At 43.1% G+C, this 19,939-nt stretch carries 19 protein-coding genes and 2 rRNA genes; 18 read left to right on the top strand and 3 right to left on the bottom strand.

What is annotated here, in order from left to right; all coding sequences use genetic code 11:
• Positions 1-120: 120 nt before the first annotated feature.
• Positions 121-396, bottom strand: a complete 276-nt coding sequence (locus ACZ5C4_RS14860) for a metal-sensing transcriptional repressor (protein WP_186877188.1) — start codon at positions 394-396, stop codon at positions 121-123.
• A gap of 156 nt (positions 397-552) precedes the next feature.
• Between ACZ5C4_RS14860 and ACZ5C4_RS14855 the strand changes: the two genes are divergently transcribed.
• The 3 genes from ACZ5C4_RS14855 to ACZ5C4_RS14845 are packed head-to-tail and all read left to right on the top strand — an operon-like array spanning position 553 to position 2,357.
• Positions 553-948, top strand: coding sequence for a hypothetical protein (locus ACZ5C4_RS14855; RefSeq protein WP_464521692.1), 396 nt, complete (start codon positions 553-555; stop codon positions 946-948).
• Positions 936-1,400 (top strand): NfeD family protein, encoded by a 465-nt coding sequence (locus ACZ5C4_RS14850; protein ID WP_464521691.1) that lies wholly within the window; start codon positions 936-938, stop codon positions 1,398-1,400. Before ACZ5C4_RS14855 ends, ACZ5C4_RS14850 begins: the two co-directional genes overlap by 13 nt.
• Before the next feature lie 3 nt (positions 1,401-1,403).
• The gene (locus tag ACZ5C4_RS14845; protein WP_464521690.1) at positions 1,404-2,357 is read left to right on the top strand and encodes an SPFH domain-containing protein; all 954 of its coding nucleotides are present in this window, start codon (positions 1,404-1,406) and stop codon (positions 2,355-2,357) included.
• 104 nt (positions 2,358-2,461) lie between these two features.
• Here the strand turns inward: ACZ5C4_RS14845 and ACZ5C4_RS14840 are convergent, their stop codons facing one another.
• On the bottom strand, positions 2,462-3,289 hold the full coding sequence (locus ACZ5C4_RS14840; RefSeq protein WP_464521689.1) for an SDR family oxidoreductase: 828 nt from the start codon (positions 3,287-3,289) through the stop codon (positions 2,462-2,464).
• Positions 3,290-3,641: 352 nt separating this feature from the next.
• Here ACZ5C4_RS14840 and ACZ5C4_RS14835 point away from each other — a divergent pair, with 352 nt between their 5' ends.
• Genes ACZ5C4_RS14835 through ACZ5C4_RS14805 form a run of 7 tightly spaced genes read left to right on the top strand, consistent with a single transcriptional unit; the run spans position 3,642 to position 9,773 of the window.
• On the top strand, positions 3,642-4,556 hold the full coding sequence (locus ACZ5C4_RS14835) for a substrate-binding domain-containing protein (RefSeq protein WP_464521688.1): 915 nt from the start codon (positions 3,642-3,644) through the stop codon (positions 4,554-4,556).
• A gap of 14 nt (positions 4,557-4,570) precedes the next feature.
• Positions 4,571-5,464, top strand: a complete 894-nt coding sequence (gene pstC, locus ACZ5C4_RS14830; protein ID WP_186877192.1) for a phosphate ABC transporter permease subunit PstC — start codon at positions 4,571-4,573, stop codon at positions 5,462-5,464.
• Positions 5,457-6,317 (top strand): phosphate ABC transporter permease PstA, encoded by an 861-nt coding sequence (pstA, locus tag ACZ5C4_RS14825; RefSeq protein ID WP_186877193.1) that lies wholly within the window; start codon positions 5,457-5,459, stop codon positions 6,315-6,317. The genes pstC and pstA overlap by 8 nt, the downstream gene beginning before the upstream one ends.
• 13 nt (positions 6,318-6,330) lie before the next feature.
• Positions 6,331-7,080, top strand: coding sequence for a phosphate ABC transporter ATP-binding protein PstB (gene pstB, locus ACZ5C4_RS14820; RefSeq protein WP_186877194.1), 750 nt, complete (start codon positions 6,331-6,333; stop codon positions 7,078-7,080).
• 3 nt (positions 7,081-7,083) lie between these two features.
• On the top strand, positions 7,084-7,740 hold the full coding sequence (phoU, locus tag ACZ5C4_RS14815) for a phosphate signaling complex protein PhoU (protein ID WP_464521687.1): 657 nt from the start codon (positions 7,084-7,086) through the stop codon (positions 7,738-7,740).
• 25 nt (positions 7,741-7,765) lie between these two features.
• Entirely contained in the window at positions 7,766-8,446 is a 681-nt protein-coding gene (locus ACZ5C4_RS14810) for a response regulator transcription factor (protein ID WP_186877196.1), read from the top strand.
• Positions 8,436-9,773, top strand: a complete 1,338-nt coding sequence (locus tag ACZ5C4_RS14805) for a sensor histidine kinase (protein WP_464521686.1) — start codon at positions 8,436-8,438, stop codon at positions 9,771-9,773. Before ACZ5C4_RS14810 ends, ACZ5C4_RS14805 begins: the two co-directional genes overlap by 11 nt.
• Here the strand turns inward: ACZ5C4_RS14805 and ACZ5C4_RS14800 are convergent.
• Positions 9,768-10,607, bottom strand: a complete 840-nt coding sequence (locus ACZ5C4_RS14800; protein WP_464521685.1) for an AraC family transcriptional regulator — start codon at positions 10,605-10,607, stop codon at positions 9,768-9,770. The genes ACZ5C4_RS14805 and ACZ5C4_RS14800 overlap by 6 nt on opposite strands.
• Before the next feature lie 120 nt (positions 10,608-10,727).
• Between ACZ5C4_RS14800 and dapF the strand changes: the two genes are divergently transcribed.
• The 8 genes from dapF (at position 10,728) to rrf (ending at position 19,510) form a co-directional block, all read left to right on the top strand.
• Positions 10,728-11,585, top strand: a complete 858-nt coding sequence (dapF, locus tag ACZ5C4_RS14795) for a diaminopimelate epimerase (protein WP_464521684.1) — start codon at positions 10,728-10,730, stop codon at positions 11,583-11,585.
• 268 nt (positions 11,586-11,853) lie between these two features.
• Positions 11,854-12,222 (top strand): GntR family transcriptional regulator, encoded by a 369-nt coding sequence (locus tag ACZ5C4_RS14790; protein WP_186877202.1) that lies wholly within the window; start codon positions 11,854-11,856, stop codon positions 12,220-12,222.
• A 12-nt stretch (positions 12,223-12,234) separates the two neighbouring features.
• Positions 12,235-14,667 carry an ATP-dependent Clp protease ATP-binding subunit gene (locus tag ACZ5C4_RS14785; RefSeq protein WP_464521683.1) on the top strand — a complete coding sequence of 811 codons (2,433 nt, stop codon included), beginning with the start codon at positions 12,235-12,237 and terminating at the stop codon, positions 14,665-14,667.
• 140 nt (positions 14,668-14,807) lie between these two features.
• Entirely contained in the window at positions 14,808-15,221 is a 414-nt protein-coding gene (locus tag ACZ5C4_RS14780; RefSeq protein ID WP_464521682.1) for an endosialidase, read from the top strand.
• 78 nt (positions 15,222-15,299) lie between these two features.
• Positions 15,300-16,664 (top strand): DNA repair protein RadA, encoded by a 1,365-nt coding sequence (radA, locus tag ACZ5C4_RS14775; protein WP_464521681.1) that lies wholly within the window; start codon positions 15,300-15,302, stop codon positions 16,662-16,664.
• A gap of 50 nt (positions 16,665-16,714) precedes the next feature.
• On the top strand, positions 16,715-17,128 hold the full coding sequence (locus ACZ5C4_RS14770) for an acyl-CoA thioesterase (RefSeq protein WP_464521680.1): 414 nt from the start codon (positions 16,715-16,717) through the stop codon (positions 17,126-17,128).
• Between the two features lie 542 nt (positions 17,129-17,670).
• A 16S ribosomal RNA gene (locus ACZ5C4_RS14765) occupies positions 17,671-19,204 on the top strand.
• Positions 19,205-19,392: 188 nt separating this feature from the next.
• A 5S ribosomal RNA gene (gene rrf / locus ACZ5C4_RS14760) occupies positions 19,393-19,510 on the top strand.
• Positions 19,511-19,939: the final 429 nt, after the last annotated feature.

Here is a 19,939-nt window from a genome sequence, read left to right as displayed (position 1 = left end):
CCTATGGGGGTATAGGCTGTCAAGCTCTCTTATCCTTTTCTATATAAGCTTACAAAGTAATAAAATAGCAGGAATATGCATAGTAGTACGCATATTCCTGCTGTTTTTTTGCCTGTGCTTCTATTTCATATTGGCAAATCGTTCTACTGCTTTTGTAAAATTTTCGATAGTCTTATCCGCATCTCCATGCTCAATTCCATCGCGGACACAATGCTTGATGTGTCCTTCTAATACAACCTGTCCAGCCTTGTGAAGTGCGGATTTAGCTGCATTAATCTGTGCGAGAATATCTTCACAGGGAACATCTTCATCTACCATTCTGTCGATTGCCTGTACCTGTCCGATAATTTTTTTCAATCTGCGATGAAGATTATCAGAATCCATACATTGCTTCATAAACTCACCTCCATACGGTTAGGGGTATGTGTATATTATATTGATGGTTTCTTTTGTATGTCAAGAATATTTTGGAAGATCAAAAAGCATATTTGTAGGTTTGTTCTGTATATGTTACAATGAAGAAAATTCTAAAGAAAGTAAAGAGAGGATAAAATGGCGGGGAAAAGATGCAGTCTATGCGGAGGAAGGTTAAGAGAGAATCGGTGTGAATTCTGTGGGCTGGACAATTCTATATATGAACGGGAAAGAAGAATGGAAAACAGTCAGGACAGAAAGACAGAGCATACCTATCAGACAGCAGAGCCAAAAAAAGAGAAGAAAGCAGAAGGCAGGGCAGGAGAGAAGCAAAGTATTCAAAATAAAAGAAGACAATACAGGCAGGGTACGCAGCAGAAAGGTAAGAAAGGATGTCTTACTTGGATAATCATTCTGGTGATTCTTCTTTTTTCTGTATTACCTGTGCTTTTTGAAGCAGGGGAAAAATTGCTGGATGAATTCAGGACGCCCAGATATTATATTGGGGAGGAGGCGACGCTATGGAAGGGATAGTTATGACAATTGCAGGAAGGAACTTTATCTGGCTGGCAGTTTTTATTATTCTGCTTATTATAGAAGCATTGACAGTCGGGCTTGTGACGATCTGGTTTGCGGGCGGAGCTCTCGCCGCAATAGCAGTGAATTCTCTCGGAATGGGAATGGCAGGACAGTGTATAGTTTTTCTTGTGGTTTCCTGTATTCTGTTGTTTTTTACCAGACCGTGGGCACAGAAGTATGTAAATAAAAATCGGATAAAGACAAACTATGAAAGAGAGCTTGGGAAAGTAATAAAGATTACGGAAAGAGTGGATAATCTGGCACAGACAGGAAAGAGTATGGTAGATGGACAGGAATGGACAGTGCGTACAGAAAATAACAAGGAAATTTTGGAAATAGGAGAGCTGGCGAAAGTAGTTGCAGTTTCTGGGGTAAAATTAATTGTAGAAAAGTATGAGGAGGAATAAGAGATGGGCATAATTGGTTTAGGGAGTATTTTTTTCATCATTATTATAGTAATTGTTGTTTTGGTTCTGATTTCCTGCGTGAAGATTGTACATCAGGCACAGGCGGTTGTTCTGGAACGGCTGGGGGCGTATCAGGCGACATGGAATACAGGGCTTCACTTTAAAATTCCGATTATAGACAGAGTGGCAAGAAGGATCGATCTGAAAGAACAGGTGGTAGATTTTGCACCGCAGCCGGTAATTACAAAGGATAATGTTACCATGCAGATTGACACAGTTGTGTTTTACCAGATTACAGATCCAAAGATGTTTTGCTATGGCGTTGCCAATCCGATTATTGCGATAGAAAATTTGACTGCGACTACACTTCGTAATATCATCGGAGATCTGGAATTGGATCAGACGCTGACTTCCAGAGAGACAATTAATACAAGGATGCGTGCAGAGCTGGATCTGGCGACGGATCCCTGGGGGATTAAAGTGAACAGAGTGGAATTAAAAAACATCATCCCGCCGACAGCCATTCGGGACGCGATGGAGAAACAGATGAAGGCCGAGCGAGAGAGAAGAGAGGCAATTCTGCGTGCAGAAGGAGAGAAGAAATCCACAGTCCTTGTAGCAGAGGGACAGAAAGAATCGGTGATTCTGGAAGCAGAAGCAAAGAAGCAGGCGGCAATATTGCAGGCAGAGGCAGAGAAGGAGAAGATGATACGTGAGGCAGAAGGTGAGGCGGAAGCGATATTAAAGGTACAGCAGGCAACAGCGGATGGATTAAGGTTTTTAAAAGAAGCCGGAGCAGACAATGCAGTGCTGACGTTAAAGAGCCTTGAAGCATTTGAAAAGGCGGCAGACGGCAAGGCAACGAAGATTATTGTTCCGTCTAAGATTCAAGAAATAGCAGGCCTTGTGAAGTCTATTACAGAAGTGGCAGCGGACGGGGAAGCACAGAAGGAATAAAAAGGAAAAGTATACCATCTTACAGAAAGAGAAAAGAGACTTTTAGAAAGATCATGGGCAAAACATTTGCCGAAAAAGTCTCTACAGTCTCTTTCTGTTTTACTTTAAGGCTTCAGGGGCCCGTAAAAATAAGAGGCCGTCGCTCCTCCGTCGATAAGGAAATCGCTTCCCGAGATAAATGCACCTTTCTCACTCATAAGCAATTCCGCCACATTTGCTACTTCATCTGCTGTGCCGGGACGTCCTGCCGGACATTTGGCAAACATAGTTTTATAAAAGTCCCCGCGCGGACCGTTAAATTCATCAATGGCAAGCGGCGTTACAATAATTCCAGGAGAAATCGAATTGATTCGCGCGCCCTTTTTGCCCCATTTAACTGCCTCCGCCATGACACGCTTTTCATTGCAGCGTTTCGCCATCTGGTAAGCATGAAGGGTATCTTTGATATGCTCTGGCTTGAGAATATCAAGAGATAATAATTCTTCTGTAGGTGTGCAGGCAAGCTGTTCATCCTCTTGCGCTGTTAGCTGAGGCATACGATGGCTTGACTGACTGGAAATTGTTATGCCTACGCCGCCGGAAGTAATTACCTTGCCTACTTCTTCCAAAAGTACTGCCGTACCATATAAATCTACTTTCAGGATTGCTTCAATAGACGCTTGACTTGGTGAAACGCCGGCAGCATTTATCAGCATGGTAATATCTCCATATTGCTGTGCTTTTATAATTAAAGACTGTATAGAAGATCTGGAAGATAAATTCATTTCCAGCCAAACAGCATCAAATCCAGCTTCATTTAGAAGCTTCGCAGCTGCCTGTGCATTTTCTGCTTTTTTATCTCCGATAATGATTTTCTTGCCATATCCCATACGACGGGCAATCGCAATACCAATTTGTCCAGCTCCAGTTAATATCATTACTTCTTTTTTCATTTTCCTATACCTCGTTTTTTAGTGTCTGTAAAAAATCTAATTGTTCCGGTTACTTCCTTTGGCGATACATTCGAAACTCTTGCATGGATGGCTTTGCGGGTAATTCATAATCATCATATAACTTAAAGCTAACTCTAAGTCAAGAGTTAATGAAAATCTTTTTTATGAAAAGTATAAGAATTCGGTAAGACAACGCAGCCGCGCTTCGGCGCCAGAATGTGCGGAACATAATCTATTTTACATAGATTTAACAAACAGATGATTTTACATTTTACATTGGTTCTTTAAGATAACTGGTGTGAAGAAAAGAAAATAAGTTAAAAATGTGGATAAGAAAAAGGAGTGTAAAACAATGAAGATGAAAAAGTTTATAGCGATATGTTCAATAGTAGGTATGCTGACAGCAGCATTGGCAGGATGTGGTTCTGACAGCGCAGATTCAAAAGACAGCTCGACTTCCGGTTCTACTTCTGAATGGGACAGCTCCAATGATATTACAGTTGTATCCCGCGAGGATGGTTCTGGAACAAGAGGCGCATTTATTGAACTGTTTGGAGTACAAGAAGAAGTAGACGGAGATAAAGTAGATATGACGACAGAGGGAGCACAGATTACAAACAGTACATCTGTTATGCTCACAACAGTCGCAGGCGACGAATACGCAATCGGCTATGTGTCTCTTGGATCACTGGATGAGACAGTAAAAGCAGTGAAAATTGACGGGGCAGAGGCAACAGCAGAAAATATTAAATCTGGTACATACAAGGTTTCCAGACCATTTAACATTGCGACAAAAGAAGGGGCAGACAACGAAGTAGCAGAAGATTTTATCAACTTTATTATGAGTGAAGAAGGACAGAAGGTTGTTTCTGATAACGGATATATTCCGGTAGATGATGTGAAAGCGTTTGAAGGAACACAGCCGTCCGGAAAAGCGGTAGTCGGAGGCTCTTCTTCCATATCACCGGTTATGGAAAAACTGGCAGAAGCGTACAAGGAAGTGAATCCGAATGCAGAGATCGAACTCCAGACATCTGATTCTACAACAGGAATGACATCTGCAGTGGACGGAAGCTACGATATAGGCATGGCATCCAGAGAGTTAAAAGACGAGGAGCTTTCACAGGGGCTCAGAGCAACTGTAATTGCGACAGACGGAATCGCGGTTATTGTAAATAAAGGGAACCCGACAGAGGATATGTCTACAGAGCAGGTAAAATCAATCTACACCGGAGAGGCTCTATCTTGGGATGAGGTAACAGAGTAAGAGGAAACGAAAATATGAAATCGAAAGCATGGACTGAGAAATTCATGCAGGGAGTGTTCTTCATTGCCGCCTGCGCTTCGGTGCTGGCGGTAGCTCTCATTTGTGTATTTTTATTTGCAAATGGCGTCCCTGCAATGAAAGAGATTGGATTTGTAGAATTTATTACAGGAAAAATGTGGAAGCCGAACAATGACTTGTACGGTATTTTTCCAATGATTATAGGAAGCTTGTATGTAACGGCAGGAGCCATTGTGTTCGGTGTGCCTATTGGGATTCTGACCTCTGTTTTTATGGCAATGTACTGCCCGAAAGCGATTTATAAGCCCTTGAAAGCTGCGACAGAGCTGCTGGCCGGGATTCCTTCGGTTGTATATGGCTTCTTCGGTCTGGTTGTTCTGGTGCCCTGGATACGGGAATTTGGAAGAACCTTGAAGCAGGCGGGAATCACAGATTCTTCAGGAAATGGAAGTGGAATACTGACGGCATCTCTGCTGCTCGGTATGATGATACTTCCGACGATTATCGGGACAACAGAGAGTGCGATTCGGGCAGTTCCGGAGCATTACTATGAAGGTGCACTGGCGCTCGGAGCGACCCATGAGAGAAGTATTTTTACTATTGTGATTCCAGCGGCAAAGTCAGGAGTGATCGCAGGGATTGTGCTTGGAATCGGGCGTGCGGTAGGAGAGACAATGGCAGTGATTATGGTAGCAGGAAACCAGACTTGGATACCGGAAAGTCTGCTAAAGGGTGTACGTACACTGACTGCGAATATTGTAATTGAGATGGGATATGCTACCGGTCTGCACAGAGAAGCATTGATTGCAACAGGAGTGGTACTGTTTGTATTTATTTTGATTATAAATTTCAGTGTTGCTCTGTTAAAGAGGAGGTCAGAACATGAGTAATCGAATAACAATGGGAGAAAAAATGAAAACATACCTGAAACATCCGGGCTCCCTTATACTTATGCTGCTGGTTATGCTTGCGGCAGTTCTGACGTTTATCGTACTGCTGTTTCTGATTGCGTATATACTTATAAATGGTGTGCCGCATATTAAGCCTTCTCTATTCTCCTTACATTATACGTCGGAGAATGCCTCTTTGATGCCGGCATTAATCAATACAATTATTATGACATTGCTATCCCTTCTGGTAGCCGTCCCTTTTGGAATTTTTTCCGCGATTTTTCTTGTGGAATACGCAGGAAGAGGAAATAGATTCATAGGAGTAATCCGTCTGACAACGGAAACACTTTCTGGAATTCCTTCGATTGTGTACGGCTTGTTTGGAATGTTGTTTTTTGTCAATACATTGGAATGGGGATTTTCCCTTCTTGCCGGTGCGTTCACCCTCGCAATTATGATACTTCCACTGATTATGCGAACGACAGAGGAAGCGCTGAAGGCTGTGCCGGATACATACAGGGAGGGAAGCTTCGGAGTAGGAGCAGGAAAACTGCGGACAGTATTTCGAATTGTACTTCCTTCCGCAATTCCGGGAATTCTTGCCGGTGTGATTCTCGCAGTAGGAAGGATTGTAGGAGAAACCGCCGCGCTTATCTACACAGCGGGAACTGTGGCGAAGGTGCCGTCTAGTGTGATGGGTTCCGGACGTACCCTCGCAGTACATATGTACAATCTGTCGAGTGAAGGCCTTTATATGGATCAGGCATATGCGACGGCTGTGGTACTGCTTGTTCTGGTGGTAGGAATCAATACACTGTCGAGTGTGGTTGCAAGAAAATTGACAAAAGCATAGAAAGGTATAAAAAATGGGAAAAATAAGTGTTAAAAATCTAGATTTATATTATGGGGACTTTAAAGCCTTAAAAGGAATAAATCTGGAGATAGAGGCGAATAAAATCACAGCGTTTATCGGGCCGAGTGGCTGCGGGAAATCTACACTTTTAAAATCTATCAACCGGATGAATGATCTGGTAGAGGGATGCCGCATTGAAGGGGAGATCCTTTTGGATGGAGAAAACATCTATAAAGGAATGGACGTGAACCTTTTGAGAAAAAGAGTGGGGATGGTATTTCAGAAACCAAATCCATTTCCAATGAGTATTTACGATAATATTGCATATGGCCCGCGTACACATGGGATTCGTTCTAAGTCCAAATTAGACGATATTGTAGAGAAATCTCTTAGAAATGCGGCAATCTGGGAGGAATGTAAAGACCGTCTGAAAAAAAGTGCTCTTGGCATGTCGGGAGGCCAGCAGCAGAGACTCTGCATTGCACGTGCTCTGGCGGTGGAGCCGGAAGTTCTTTTGATGGACGAACCAACCTCAGCTCTGGATCCGATTTCTACGTCTAAAATTGAAGATCTTGCTATGGAATTAAAAAAAGATTATACTATTGTCATGGTGACGCATAATATGCAGCAAGCTGTGCGGGTATCAGACAATACGGCGTTTTTCCTGCTGGGAGAGGTTGTGGAATACAATGACACAGAGAAATTATTTTCGATACCGGCAGATAAGAGGACAGAAGATTATATTACAGGGAGGTTTGGCTAAATTATGCGGAATCGTTTTGACAGACAATTACAGTTGTTGGATGAGCAGCTTACTCATATGGGGGAGCTGTGCGAGGTTGCAATTGCAAAGGCGACAGATGCTTTGCAGCAGGGAGATGTAGAACAGGCGAAGGCAATTATGGCGGCAGATGAAGAGATAGACCAGATGGAAAAAGACATAGAGAGGCTTTGCCTGAAACTTCTTTTACAGCAACAGCCGGTTGCGAAGGACTTAAGAAGAATTTCTGCTGCGTTGAAGATGATTACAGATATGGAACGGATCGGGGATCAGACCTCAGATATTGCAGAGATTGTAATTTCCTCGAACCAGGTGACAGAGGTTGACATCAAAAAAATCGGTGTTATGGCGGCTGCCGCAAGCAAGATGGTACGTGAAAGTGTAACGGCATATGTACAAAAGGATCTGGAGCTTGCCAGAAAGGTAATGCTGGAGGATGATACGGTAGATGGTTACTTTAATGAAATCAGAGATGAGATGATCGCTTATATTAAAGAGGAGCATGGACATAACGGCGGTAAGATTTTTGATCTGATTATGGTGACAAAATATTTAGAGCGTATCGGAGATCATGCAACGAATATTGCGGAATGGGTAGAATTTTCTATTACAGGCGTACATAAAGACGGAGCCAGAATTTAAAAGCAAATTGAAGGAGAGGATAAAGATGATATATTGCGTGGAGGATGATGACAACATCCGCGAACTTGTAATATATACACTGGAATCCACCGGACTAAAGGCAAGGGGCTTTGCTGAAGGAACAGCGTTTATGGAGGCTTTGGCGTTTGATACGCCAGAGCTTATTTTGCTTGATATAATGCTGCCCGGTGAGGATGGGCTTACCCTTTTAAGGAAGCTGAAGGGCTCTGCGAAAACAAAGGATATTCCAGTGATTATGGTGACGGCGAAAGGGGCGGAGTACGATAAGGTGATCGGGCTGGACTCCGGAGCAGATGATTATGTGGCAAAGCCGTTTGGAATGATGGAGCTGGTGTCCAGGGTCAAGGCAGTGCTTAGAAGAAGCGGGCAGGTTCCAGACAAGGCAGACTTAGAAATCGGCGGGGTGCTTATGAATGTCAAAAAGCACGAAGTAACGGTGGACGGAGAACCGGTGACACTGACGCTAAAAGAATTTGAGCTTTTGGAAAGGCTGATGCGCAATCAGAATATTGTGTTGACAAGAGATCAGCTTTTAATGGATATATGGGGATACGATTTCGACGGGGAGACAAGGACAGTGGATGTACATATCCGGACTCTGCGCCAGAAATTAGGAGACAAAGGCTGGATTATAGAGACGGTAAGAGGAGTAGGTTACAGAGCAGGAGGAATGAATGAAGCGTAAAATCCAGAGAAGCATGGTATTTGTTCTTACAGGGACATTGATTCTTTTTTATATTCTTCTGGCAGTGCTTTTATACAACAGGAACTTACAGCTCTTGCAATCAGAGGTACAGCAGGAGGCGCGGTATATACGGACGGCAATCAATATCTCGGGAACACAGTACCTTGAAAAAATGGATGAAGTAGATTTAAATACACGTGTAACCCGGATTGATAAAAACGGAGCCGTTCTTTATGATTCCAGAAGTGCAGGAAAAACAGAGGAAAATCATAAGGAACGCGCAGAGGTAAAAGAGGCGCTGGAAAAGGGATACGGGGAGGACATAAGGATGTCCAGCACAGTAAAACAGGAGTTATATTATTATGCGCTTCTTTTGGATGACGGCACAGTCCTGCGCGTAGCCAAGACAATGGACAGTTTGGTTTACACGGCGTTAAATGTACTTCCTTTCATGGGTGTGCTGATGGTGGTTATGATACTGGTTGCACTGGTGCTCGCAAAATGGCAGACAGCTCGCTTAATTAAGCCGATAAATGAATTAAATCTGGATAAACCGCTGGAAAATCCCATTTATGAGGAGCTGACACCCTTTCTGGAGGCAATGGACAGGCAGAACAAGGAAAAGGAAGCAGTTGCCAATATGAGAAAGGAATTTTCAGCAAATGTGTCCCATGAACTGAAAACTCCGCTTACTTCTATTTCTGGATATGCAGAGATTATGAAAAACGGCATGGTTCGTCCCCAGGATATGCCTGCATTTTCAGAGCGCATTTATAAAGAGGCAAGGCGCCTGATTACTCTGGTGGAGGATATTATCAAATTGTCTAAATTAGATGAGGAATCAGTAGAAATCGAAAAGACGGAAGTAGATTTATTTGAATTGTGCAGAGAAATTGTAAGCCGTCTTGCGCCGCAGGCAGCCGGTAAAAAGGTTCGTCTGGCTGTAACCGGGGAGCCGGTGAAATATTTTGGAATCCGGCAGATACTAGATGAAATGATTTACAATATCTGCGAGAACGCAATTAAGTATAATGTAGAAGGCGGTTACGTAGATGTCTGGGCGGGCAATACGCTGGAAGGCCCTAAAGTAGCTGTGACAGATACCGGAATTGGCATTCCAAAAGAACATCAGGAACGCATATTTGAGCGCTTCTATCGCGTTGATAAGAGCCATTCCAAAGAGACAGGAGGAACTGGGCTGGGCTTATCGATTGTAAAACATGGCGCTCTGCTTCACGGCGCACATGTGACAGTAAGCAGTACGGAAGGGAAGGGTACAAGGATGGAGATAAAATTTCCCAGAGAGAAGGAAGCTGCTCTGTTATGATTTGCGGAGAGAACGAGGCGTTTCATGGAATTGTGCCTTATAGGCTCTTAAAAATGCGGAGTAATCACGAAAACCACAGGAAAAACAGGCCTGTGTAACTGAGCTTCCTTCATAAATCAGATCTCTTGCCAGCAGAAGGCGGCGGTAGTTGATATAAGCTCCGATGGTGTAGCCTGTCTCAGCTTTAAACAGGCGCATCATATAATATTTACTGATATAGAAGGTTTGAGAGAGTAGATCGATGTTGAGAGGTTCTGTCAGATGGGCGTGGATATAGTGTAGAATATCCAATATTTTTTCATTGCACAGCTCTGTATTTAGAAATTCAATTCTATTTTTGACAGCAGCACGGTTTAAATGAATCATAAATTCTAAAAATAAGACTTGACGGTACAGATCGTTTGCATATTCCGTATCAGAGAAGGAATGTTCCAGTCTGCCTGCTATTTTAAAAAGAGTGCTCTTTTCGAGAGAAGGGATACGCAGGACATTGGAATGTTCCTCTTTTGCTTTTTGAAAACAGTAACCCAAATCGTAGTCATCCGTATGGTAAGCGCGGATAAAAGACGGTGAAATATAGACGATAATTCTTTCATAAGGGACAGCGGGATCTGCTAGAATCCGGTGAATGTCATTCCGGTTTACCAGAACAATATCATACGGTTTTAATGGATAAGTCTTTCCTTCTATATAGTATTGAACATTTCCTTTGATAAAAATAGTGATTTTATGAAATTCATGGTAATGAAACTCAAATTCTTTCTGTACAATATCTGTAAGATGAAAAAGGCGAAAATCACTGTTTAAATATCCGCGTTTGTTATATTTTGACATAAAAGACCTCCAGAAGGCTGTTTTTTCTATTATAGAGCATTATTTGCAATATAGAAAGCATAATATTAGTATTATATGAAAAAAATGCCTGATATAATAAAAACAATAGGAGGTGCGAGTATGAAAATACAATTGGAAAGGTATCATGGACTTGGCAATGATTATTTAGTATATGACCCGAATAAAAACGAAATGGAACTAAATAAACGGAATGTAAAAGCGCTGTGTAACCGAAATATGGGGCTTGGCGCGGACGGGATTTTGGAGGGGCCGCTGCTGGGGGAAAAACAGATGGCAGTGCGGATATGGAATCCGGACGGGAGCATTGCAGGGAAGAGTGGCAACGGTGTGCGTATATTTGCAAAGTACTTAAAGGATGCGGATTATGTCCAGAAGAAGAATTATCTGCTTAAGACAGACGGCGGCATGGTGGAAATTACTTATCTAAACGAAGTGGGCAGCAGGCTGCGGGTTTCTATGGGAACCTTGAGCTTTCTAAGTAATGATATTCCGGTTATTGGAGAACAGCGTGAAGTTATCAATGAAGATATGGTATTTGGGAAAAATCTATATCCTGCAACGTGCGTGTCCATTGGGAATCCGCATTGTGTCATACCGATGAAGGAAATCTCCAGGGAATTAGTATGTAAAATCGGGGAATATTCTGAATGTGCGCGGTATTTTCCTGAAAGAATCAATACAGAGATTATGCAGGTGACAGACAGTGAAAACATTTCAATTGAGACCTACGAAAGAGGAGCAGGGTATACGATGGCAAACGGAACCGGCGCGTGTGCGGCAGCAGGGGTTGCATATAAGCTGGGGTTAAGCGGCAGCAAGGTTGTGGTGCATATGCCGGGAGGCAGCCTGCAGATAGAAATAGATGACAACTGGAAAGCCTATATGACGGGAGAAGTATTCTATGTAGCAGCAATTGTTTTGGGAAGTGAATTTTCTGAACAGCTTAGGAACTTATAAAAATAAAGAATAGCGTCGGCGTACAAAGGGTAACACGGTCGCTAAGAAAGACAGATAGCAAATATATTTTTATTTATAGCAGGCTATATAATTTATAAATGCAAATGATGAGGGCATCCCTTAAGTTGTTTCGTGACTTTTGGGATACCCTCATAAATTTATGCTATTTTCTGGAAATATGAAAGAATGATAAAAAATAAATTTGCGGTTTGAAAAGTTGTTATCTTGTGCTATTATATCTATAACAATGTGGTGAGGAGAACGAAAGATGCTGATAGAGATAGATTTTAACAGTGAAGAGGCAATTTATATACAGTTGCGCAATCAAATTATCATAGGAATTGCCACGGCTAAAATGCAGGAAGGGGATTCACTGCCTTCTGTACGGCAGCTTGCAGATACCATTGGTATCAATATGCATACGGTAAATAAGGCATACAGCGTTTTAAAACAAGAAGGATTTATCAGCTTGGATAAACGACGCGGCGCAGTCATTGCATTGAATATAGATAAAATAAAGACAATGGAAGAAATAAAGTACCAGATGCGTATTATTCTTGCAAAGGGAAGATGTAAGAATATTTCCCGAGAAGAGATACATACTCTGGTAGATGAGATTTTTGATGAATATGAATAACAGGAGGAATATATGCAAAATCAATATACAAAACAGGCGCAGAGTGCACTTCGGTATGCAAAAGTGATGGCGCGTAAATTAAAGCATCCTTACGTCGGCACTGAACATCTTCTGCTCGGGCTTCGAAATGAATATACAGGGGTGGCAGGACAGATTTTGTCTTCAAATGGAGTAGATGAAGAGAAGATATTGCGGCTGATGGATAAATTGATTTCTCCGGAGACAGACGTTTTAAAAGGGCAATACCCAAAGGAAAGCCCTCGGTTAAAATATATTCTGGAAAACAGCGAAAGAGAGGCACAGCGGCTTCATACCAGAGAGATTGGTACAGAGCATTTGCTGTTGTCCATGATACGTGATGTAGAGTGTGTGGCGACGCGTGTACTGATTACCTTGAATATCAATCTTCAAAAGATTTTTCAGGATATTATGACTGCTGCGGGGATGGGTGCAAAGGAGTACCAGGAAGAACTACAGGAAGAGACAAAAGGAAAAGGTTCTATGCTGGAACAGTTTGGAACAGATTTGACCCAGCGGGCATTGGAAGGACGCCTGGATCCGGTTGTTGGGCGCGAGGAAGAAATCTATCGTCTGATGCAGGTGCTTGGAAGAAGAACGAAGAACAATCCTTGTTTGGTAGGAGAGCCGGGAGTAGGAAAGACAGCGATCATTGAAGGGCTGGCACAGAGAATCGCAGCAGGCATAGTTCCAGAGATAATGAAGGGCAGGAAGATTTATACCCTGGATCTTCCAGGAATGATTGCAGGCTCTAAATATCGCGGAGAATTCGAGGAACGTATGAAGGGGCTGATTGCGGAGGTAGAGGCCAGCAGGAATGTCATTTTGTTTTTGGACGAAATTCATACGATTATCGGTGCAGGAGGTGCAGAGGGAGCGATTGATGCATCAAGTATATTAAAACCCTCTCTGGCGCGCGGAGAGCTCCAGTTAATTGGAGCCACTACGATTGCAGAATATAGGAAATATATTGAGAAAGATGCGGCGTTAGAACGAAGATTTCAGCCTGTGTCAGTAGAAGAACCTACGAAGGAGCAGTGTCTGGAGATTCTCAAAGGATTAAAAGAGAAGTACGAAAGGCATCACCGCGTTAGTATAACAGAGGAAGCGTTAAAGGGTGCTGTACAAATGTCGGAGCGCTATATAACGGACAGGAATCTTCCGGATAAAGCGATTGACGTATTAGATGAAGCGTGCTCCAGAATCAGTCTGAAGGGATACAAAGTTCCGGAAAATCTGCATGAGACAGAAGAAGCTGTACGCAGTCTTATCAAACAGAAGGAAGAGACAATCAAAGAAGGGAAATTTGAAGAAGCCGCTTTGATTCAAGAGAGGCAAAGAGAAGCAGAAAAGAAATTAGAGGGAATAAAAAAACGTTTTGAAAAGAAAAGCTCTGGTTTGCATCCGGCTGTGGTAGAACAAGATATTGCAGAGGTCGTCTCTGTCTGGACTAAAATACCTGTTCAGAAGCTGGCACAGAGTGATACCCAGCGTCTGCAGAAATTAGAGCAGGAGCTGCATAAGAGAGTGATTGGTCAGGACGAAGCAGTCAGCGCAGTTGCACGTGCAGTGAAAAGAGGAAGAGTAGGGTTAAAAGATCCAAAACGGCCGATTGGTTCCTTTTTATTCCTGGGACCTACAGGAGTAGGAAAAACAGAGCTGTCTAAAGCGCTTGCGGAGGCTTTGTTTGGAAACGAAGAATCTATGATTCGGGTAGATATGTCTGAGTATATGGAGAAACATTCGGTGGCTAAGATGATTGGCTCACCTCCGGGATATGTAGGACACGAAGAAGGGGGCCAATTAAGCGATCAGGTGAGAACACATCCCTATTCCGTTATATTATTTGATGAAATAGAAAAAGCGCATCCAGATGTGTTTAATATACTGCTGCAGGTTCTGGATGACGGTCATATAACGGATTCACAGGGCAGGAAAGTAGATTTTTCCAATACAGTGATTATTATGACTTCCAATGCCGGGGCCAAAGCAATTGTAGAACCAAAGAAGCTTGGATTTGCTGCGAAGGAAAATCCGGCGGATGACTACAAACGGATGAAGCAAAATGTAATGGATGAAGTAAAACAAATTTTCCGCCCTGAGTTTTTGAATCGTATCGATGAAATTATTGTATTCCATGCACTGGATAAATCCCATATGAAAAAGATTGTTTCTCTCATGTGCAGAGGTTTTGCAAAACGTCTGAAAGACCAAATGAACATGGAGCTAAAGCTGCGCGAGTCTGCGAAGAAATATATTGTTGAAAAAGGAACGGATGCCAAATATGGTGCAAGGCCGCTGCGAAGAGCGATACAGACAGAGCTTGAGGATAAACTTGCCGAGGCAGTCTTAAATGGAGAAATAAGAGAAGGGGATTCTGTAGAAGCGGGAGCGTCTAAGAAAGGAATTCAGTTTTACCAGGTATAAAAATTTTCATCATAAATGATTCGTTTGCAGAGCAAAAATCAGTAGAAAATTGGGACATTTTATTATATAATGAATAAGAAATAGAAGCAGGATTGCTTCGTGAACAGAAGATATGCAAAATACCTAGGAGGATAAGGAAAATGGCAGCAGTAAAAGAGTTATTACGCTCGGAAGAAGACGGAACACTTAGTTTTGGGGATTATACATTACAATCCAAGACAAAACTAGACAATTTCGAATTTGAAGGCGATATTTATAAAGTAAAAACATTTTCTGAAATTACAAAATTAGAAAAAAACGGAATGTTTGTTTATGAATCGGTGCCAGGAAGCAGTGTAGAAAGATTCAAAGAAACAGATACAGGCGTAATGTTTGAAGTGTCTGCGCCGGAAGATGTACAGTTTACCCTGGAGCTGGAACCGGAAAGCGAATATGAAGTGTGGATCAATGATAAATCTTCCGGTAAGATGAGGACGAATTTAAGCGGAAAGCTAAGTGTAAGCATTGAGTTAAGCGCGGAAGAGAGTGCACAGATAAAAGTTGTAAAATGTTAAAAGAAAACAGATATTTGGGGTGGATGTGGGGCATCCACCCTAATTTAATGGAGTAAATGTAAGAGGAAAGGATAAAATATGGCAAAGGGAAGCAAAAGTATATTTTTCTGCCAAAATTGTGGGCATGAGGAGGCAAAATGGCTGGGGCAGTGTCCGGCGTGCGGTGAATGGAACTCCTTCGTAGAAGAAAAGATAGGCACCGGAATCAGCAAGGGAAGTACAGTGTCAGCGAGGACGGTAAGAGACGCAGCTCCGGTTTCACTCTCCAAAGTAAGCGCTTCAGATGACGTGCGGATTGAGACAGAGATTAGGGAACTGGATCGGGTTTTAGGAGGCGGTATCGTGCCAGGGTCGCTTGTTCTGGTGGGAGGAGATCCGGGAATTGGAAAATCGACACTTCTGCTGCAAGTTTGCCAGAGACTGGCAAAGATGAAGAAAATTCTATATATTTCCGGAGAAGAATCTCAAACTCAGATAAAACTACGGGCAAACCGGATGGGAGAATTTGCAGAGAACCTTCTTCTTTTATGCGAGACGAATCTGGGCATTATCCGAGCAGTAATTGAAAAAGAAACGCCGGAACTGGTTATTATTGATTCTATACAGACGATGTATAGTGAGGAAGTTACGTCTGCACCTGGCAGCGTATCCCAGGTCAGAGAATCTACAAATGTATTTATGCAGCTTGCGAAGGGATTGTGTATTCCTATCTTTATTGTAGGGCATGTTACAAAGGAAGGGACGGTAGCAGGCCCTCGGGTTTTGGAACATATGGTAGATACAGTACTTTATTTTGAGGGAGACAGGCATGCGTCTTACCGTATTTTGCGGGCAGTAAAAAATCGCTTTGGCTCCACAAATGAAATCGGCGTATTCGAAATGCGTCAGGAGGGATTGAAGGAAGTGGAAAATCCATCAGAGTATATGTTAAGCGGAAAGCCAGAAAATGCATCTGGTTCTGTAGTAGCATGTTCAATGGAAGGAACGCGGCCGATTTTGATAGAAATACAAGCTTTGGTATGTAAAAGCAACTTCGGAATGCCAAGAAGAACGGCGGCAGGATGTGATTATAATAGGGTGAATCTGTTAATGGCAGTTTTAGAAAAACGGATTGGGCTTCCACTGTCTAACTATGACGCTTATGTCAATATAGCAGGAGGAATAAGAATGAATGAACCTGCAATCGATTTAGGAATTGTGATGGCATTGGTATCCAGCTATAAAAACAGGCCAATAGATGAGAAGGTAATTGTCTTTGGAGAAGTTGGACTTAGCGGGGAAGTGCGTGCGGTGAATATGCCGGAACAACGTGTGGCAGAAGCGAAGAAACTTGGGTTCGAAACCTGTGTACTTCCTTGTGTTTCTCAGAAAATGGTAAAAGGGATAAAAGGAATTAAAATTGTAGGAGTAACGACAATCAGCGACGCAATGGACTTTATTTAAGATGGCAGTTGCATCAAATAAAGGTTGCCTAAAGAAGGGAGAGAAGAAGTATGTTTGAATATAATAGGACGGCAAAATACCATGAGACAGACCAGATGGGAATTATACATCATTCAAATTATATAAAATGGATGGAAGAGGCGCGGATTGAAGCCATGAATCAGATGGGGTATCCATACCGCAGATTTGAAGAGGAAGGCTTTATCAGTCCGGTGCTTGCCGTAAACTGTGAGTATAAAAAAAGCGTATGTTTTGATGAAAAGGTAAAAATTAAAGTGTTTCTTAAAGAAATCGGACGAGTAAAATTTACTTTGGGATATGAAATATATAATATGTCTCAAGATAATAGATTAAGCGCAGTTGGCAGTAGTACGCACTGTTTTTTGAAAAAAGGTGGAAGACCTGTTTTGATAGATAAGGAGATGAGTGAGTTTGTAGCAGCGCTCCAGAAGATGAATGTGTGAAAGAGAGAAAGAAAAGTAAGATTATTGGATAGAGAAAAGTACGGATGGGTTCTTTGACAAACAGTAAAAATAGAGTTAGAAAAATTGGGGAAAGAAATAAAATTGTTTGAATTGTCTGAAATAAATAAAATGTAGAAAAAATATTGACAATTGGAAAATGATATGATAGTCTAAGGAAGCTGTCGAGAGAAAAGAAGAAGGCAGCGAAAAAGGAAGAAAAAAGTTCTTGACAAGTGATAACGGCTTTGGTAATATAAAGAAGTTGTCGCTAGAGAGCGAGAACGAGAAGCACCTTGAGAACTGAACAATAGACAACAATCCTTGAAAATTCTAAGAGAGAAATTTTCGAACGGTCTGTATGGAATACAGACGAACCAAGAACAGTAAAAGGATAAGAATTAGCTAGAGGTTAATTCTGAACTGGACAAATGTTTTCCATGAGAAAGAGGAGGCTCCCACAGCACTAAGCTCGTGAGGGACCTCGCTAAGAGCATGGGGAGCGCAAACGAACATAAGGCTTTTAAAGACAAAGCCTAAGTTCTACATGCGAGAGTTTGATCCTGGCTCAGGATGAACGCTGGCGGCGTGCCTAACACATGCAAGTCGAGCGAAGCACATTGCTATGAATCTTTCGGGAGGAAGAGCGAAGTGACTTAGCGGCGGACGGGTGAGTAACGCGTGGGTAACCTGCCTCATACAGGGGGATAACAGTTAGAAATGACTGCTAATACCGCATAAGCGCACAGGACCGCATGGTCAAGTGTGAAAAACTGAGGTGGTATGAGATGGACCCGCGTCTGATTAGCTAGTTGGTGAGGTAAGGGCTCACCAAGGCAACGATCAGTAGCCGACCTGAGAGGGTGACCGGCCACATTGGGACTGAGACACGGCCCAAACTCCTACGGGAGGCAGCAGTGGGGAATATTGCACAATGGGGGAAACCCTGATGCAGCGACGCCGCGTGAGCGAAGAAGTATTTCGGTATGTAAAGCTCTATCAGCAGGGAAGAAAATGACGGTACCTGACTAAGAAGCACCGGCTAAATACGTGCCAGCAGCCGCGGTAATACGTATGGTGCAAGCGTTATCCGGATTTACTGGGTGTAAAGGGAGCGTAGACGGATAAGCAAGTCTGGAGTGAAAGCCCGGGGCTCAACCCCGGGACTGCTTTGGAAACTGTTAATCTAGAGTGCTGGAGAGGTAAGTGGAATTCCTAGTGTAGCGGTGAAATGCGTAGATATTAGGAGGAACACCAGTGGCGAAGGCGGCTTACTGGACAGTGACTGACGTTGAGGCTCGAAAGCGTGGGGAGCAAACAGGATTAGATACCCTGGTAGTCCACGCCGTAAACGATGACTACTAGGTGTCGGGTGGCAAAGCCATTCGGTGCCGCAGCCAACGCAATAAGTAGTCCACCTGGGGAGTACGTTCGCAAGAATGAAACTCAAAGGAATTGACGGGGACCCGCACAAGCGGTGGAGCATGTGGTTTAATTCGAAGCAACGCGAAGAACCTTACCTGCCCTTGACATCCGAATGACGAGCGAGTAATGTCGTTTTTCCTTCGGGACATTCGAGACAGGTGGTGCATGGTTGTCGTCAGCTCGTGTCGTGAGATGTTGGGTTAAGTCCCGCAACGAGCGCAACCCTTATCTTTAGTAGCCAGCAGGTAAAGCTGGGGACTCTAGAGAGACTGCCAGGGATAACCTGGAGGAAGGTGGGGATGACGTCAAATCATCATGCCCCTTATGGGCAGGGCTACACACGTGCTACAATGGCGTAAACAAAGGGAGGCGAGACTGTGAAGTGGAGCAAATCCCAAAAATAACGTCTCAGTTCGGATTGTAGTCTGCAACTCGACTACATGAAGCTGGAATCGCTAGTAATCGCGAATCAGAATGTCGCGGTGAATACGTTCCCGGGTCTTGTACACACCGCCCGTCACACCATGGGAGTCAGTAACGCCCGAAGTCAGTGACCCAACCGAAAGGAGGGAGCTGCCGAAGGCGGGACGGATAACTGGGGTGAAGTCGTAACAAGGTAGCCGTATCGGAAGGTGCGGCTGGATCACCTCCTTTCTAAGGAAGAAGAAGTATGCACAGAACACTTAGCGAGCCGGAAGGCGAGGTTAGTGAGAAGGCACATCGCAGAGCATAGCAAAGCGATGAAGGAGCAGTTGTCTATTGTTGAGGGTTCAAGGAGAGGGAAGCGCGGAGAACAAGCCTAGTTCTAAGCTCGAAAAGACCTCACCAAGAACTTAAGATTTTTTGGTGGCGATGCGTTTGTGGGAAACACCCGTACCCATCCCGAACACGATGGTTAAGCCGCAGACGGCCGATGGTACTGCACTGGAGACGGTGTGGGAGAGTAGGTGGCCGCCAAATTTAAAAAAGAAAAAAGACAAAGCAAAGGAAACTTCAGAAACCAAAGGAAATAGGGATTCTGAAGAAATAACCGGACGCATACGTGAAAAGAACACGTGAAGTCTTTAAGCATAGATACAGGCAAGGATAAGCAACAACTTATCAAAGCCAACCCAATCAGCAGGGAAGTGCTGTTTAAATAGATAAAGAAACTGTCACGAAGGTTTTTTACCAGTGATTAGAGAGCAGAAAAGGTTCTGGTTTCTAATGACTGATAAAAAATCAGTCAGCTGATAAGATGTGAAGGTTTAAAACCTAAGGGTTTGTCACACATCTAAATGTACCTTGAAAACTGCATATAAAAGAAGAAAGAGATAGAAATATCGAAAAGACATCCGAGGTAAATGTAAGAGAACATTACCAGAGTCTGAAGAAAACAGACGGAAAACT

It is taken from the genome of Mediterraneibacter flintii (genome assembly GCF_055387595.1).
Note: the sequence above shows the minus strand (reverse complement) of the source record. Positions and strands in the feature narration are given on the sequence as shown.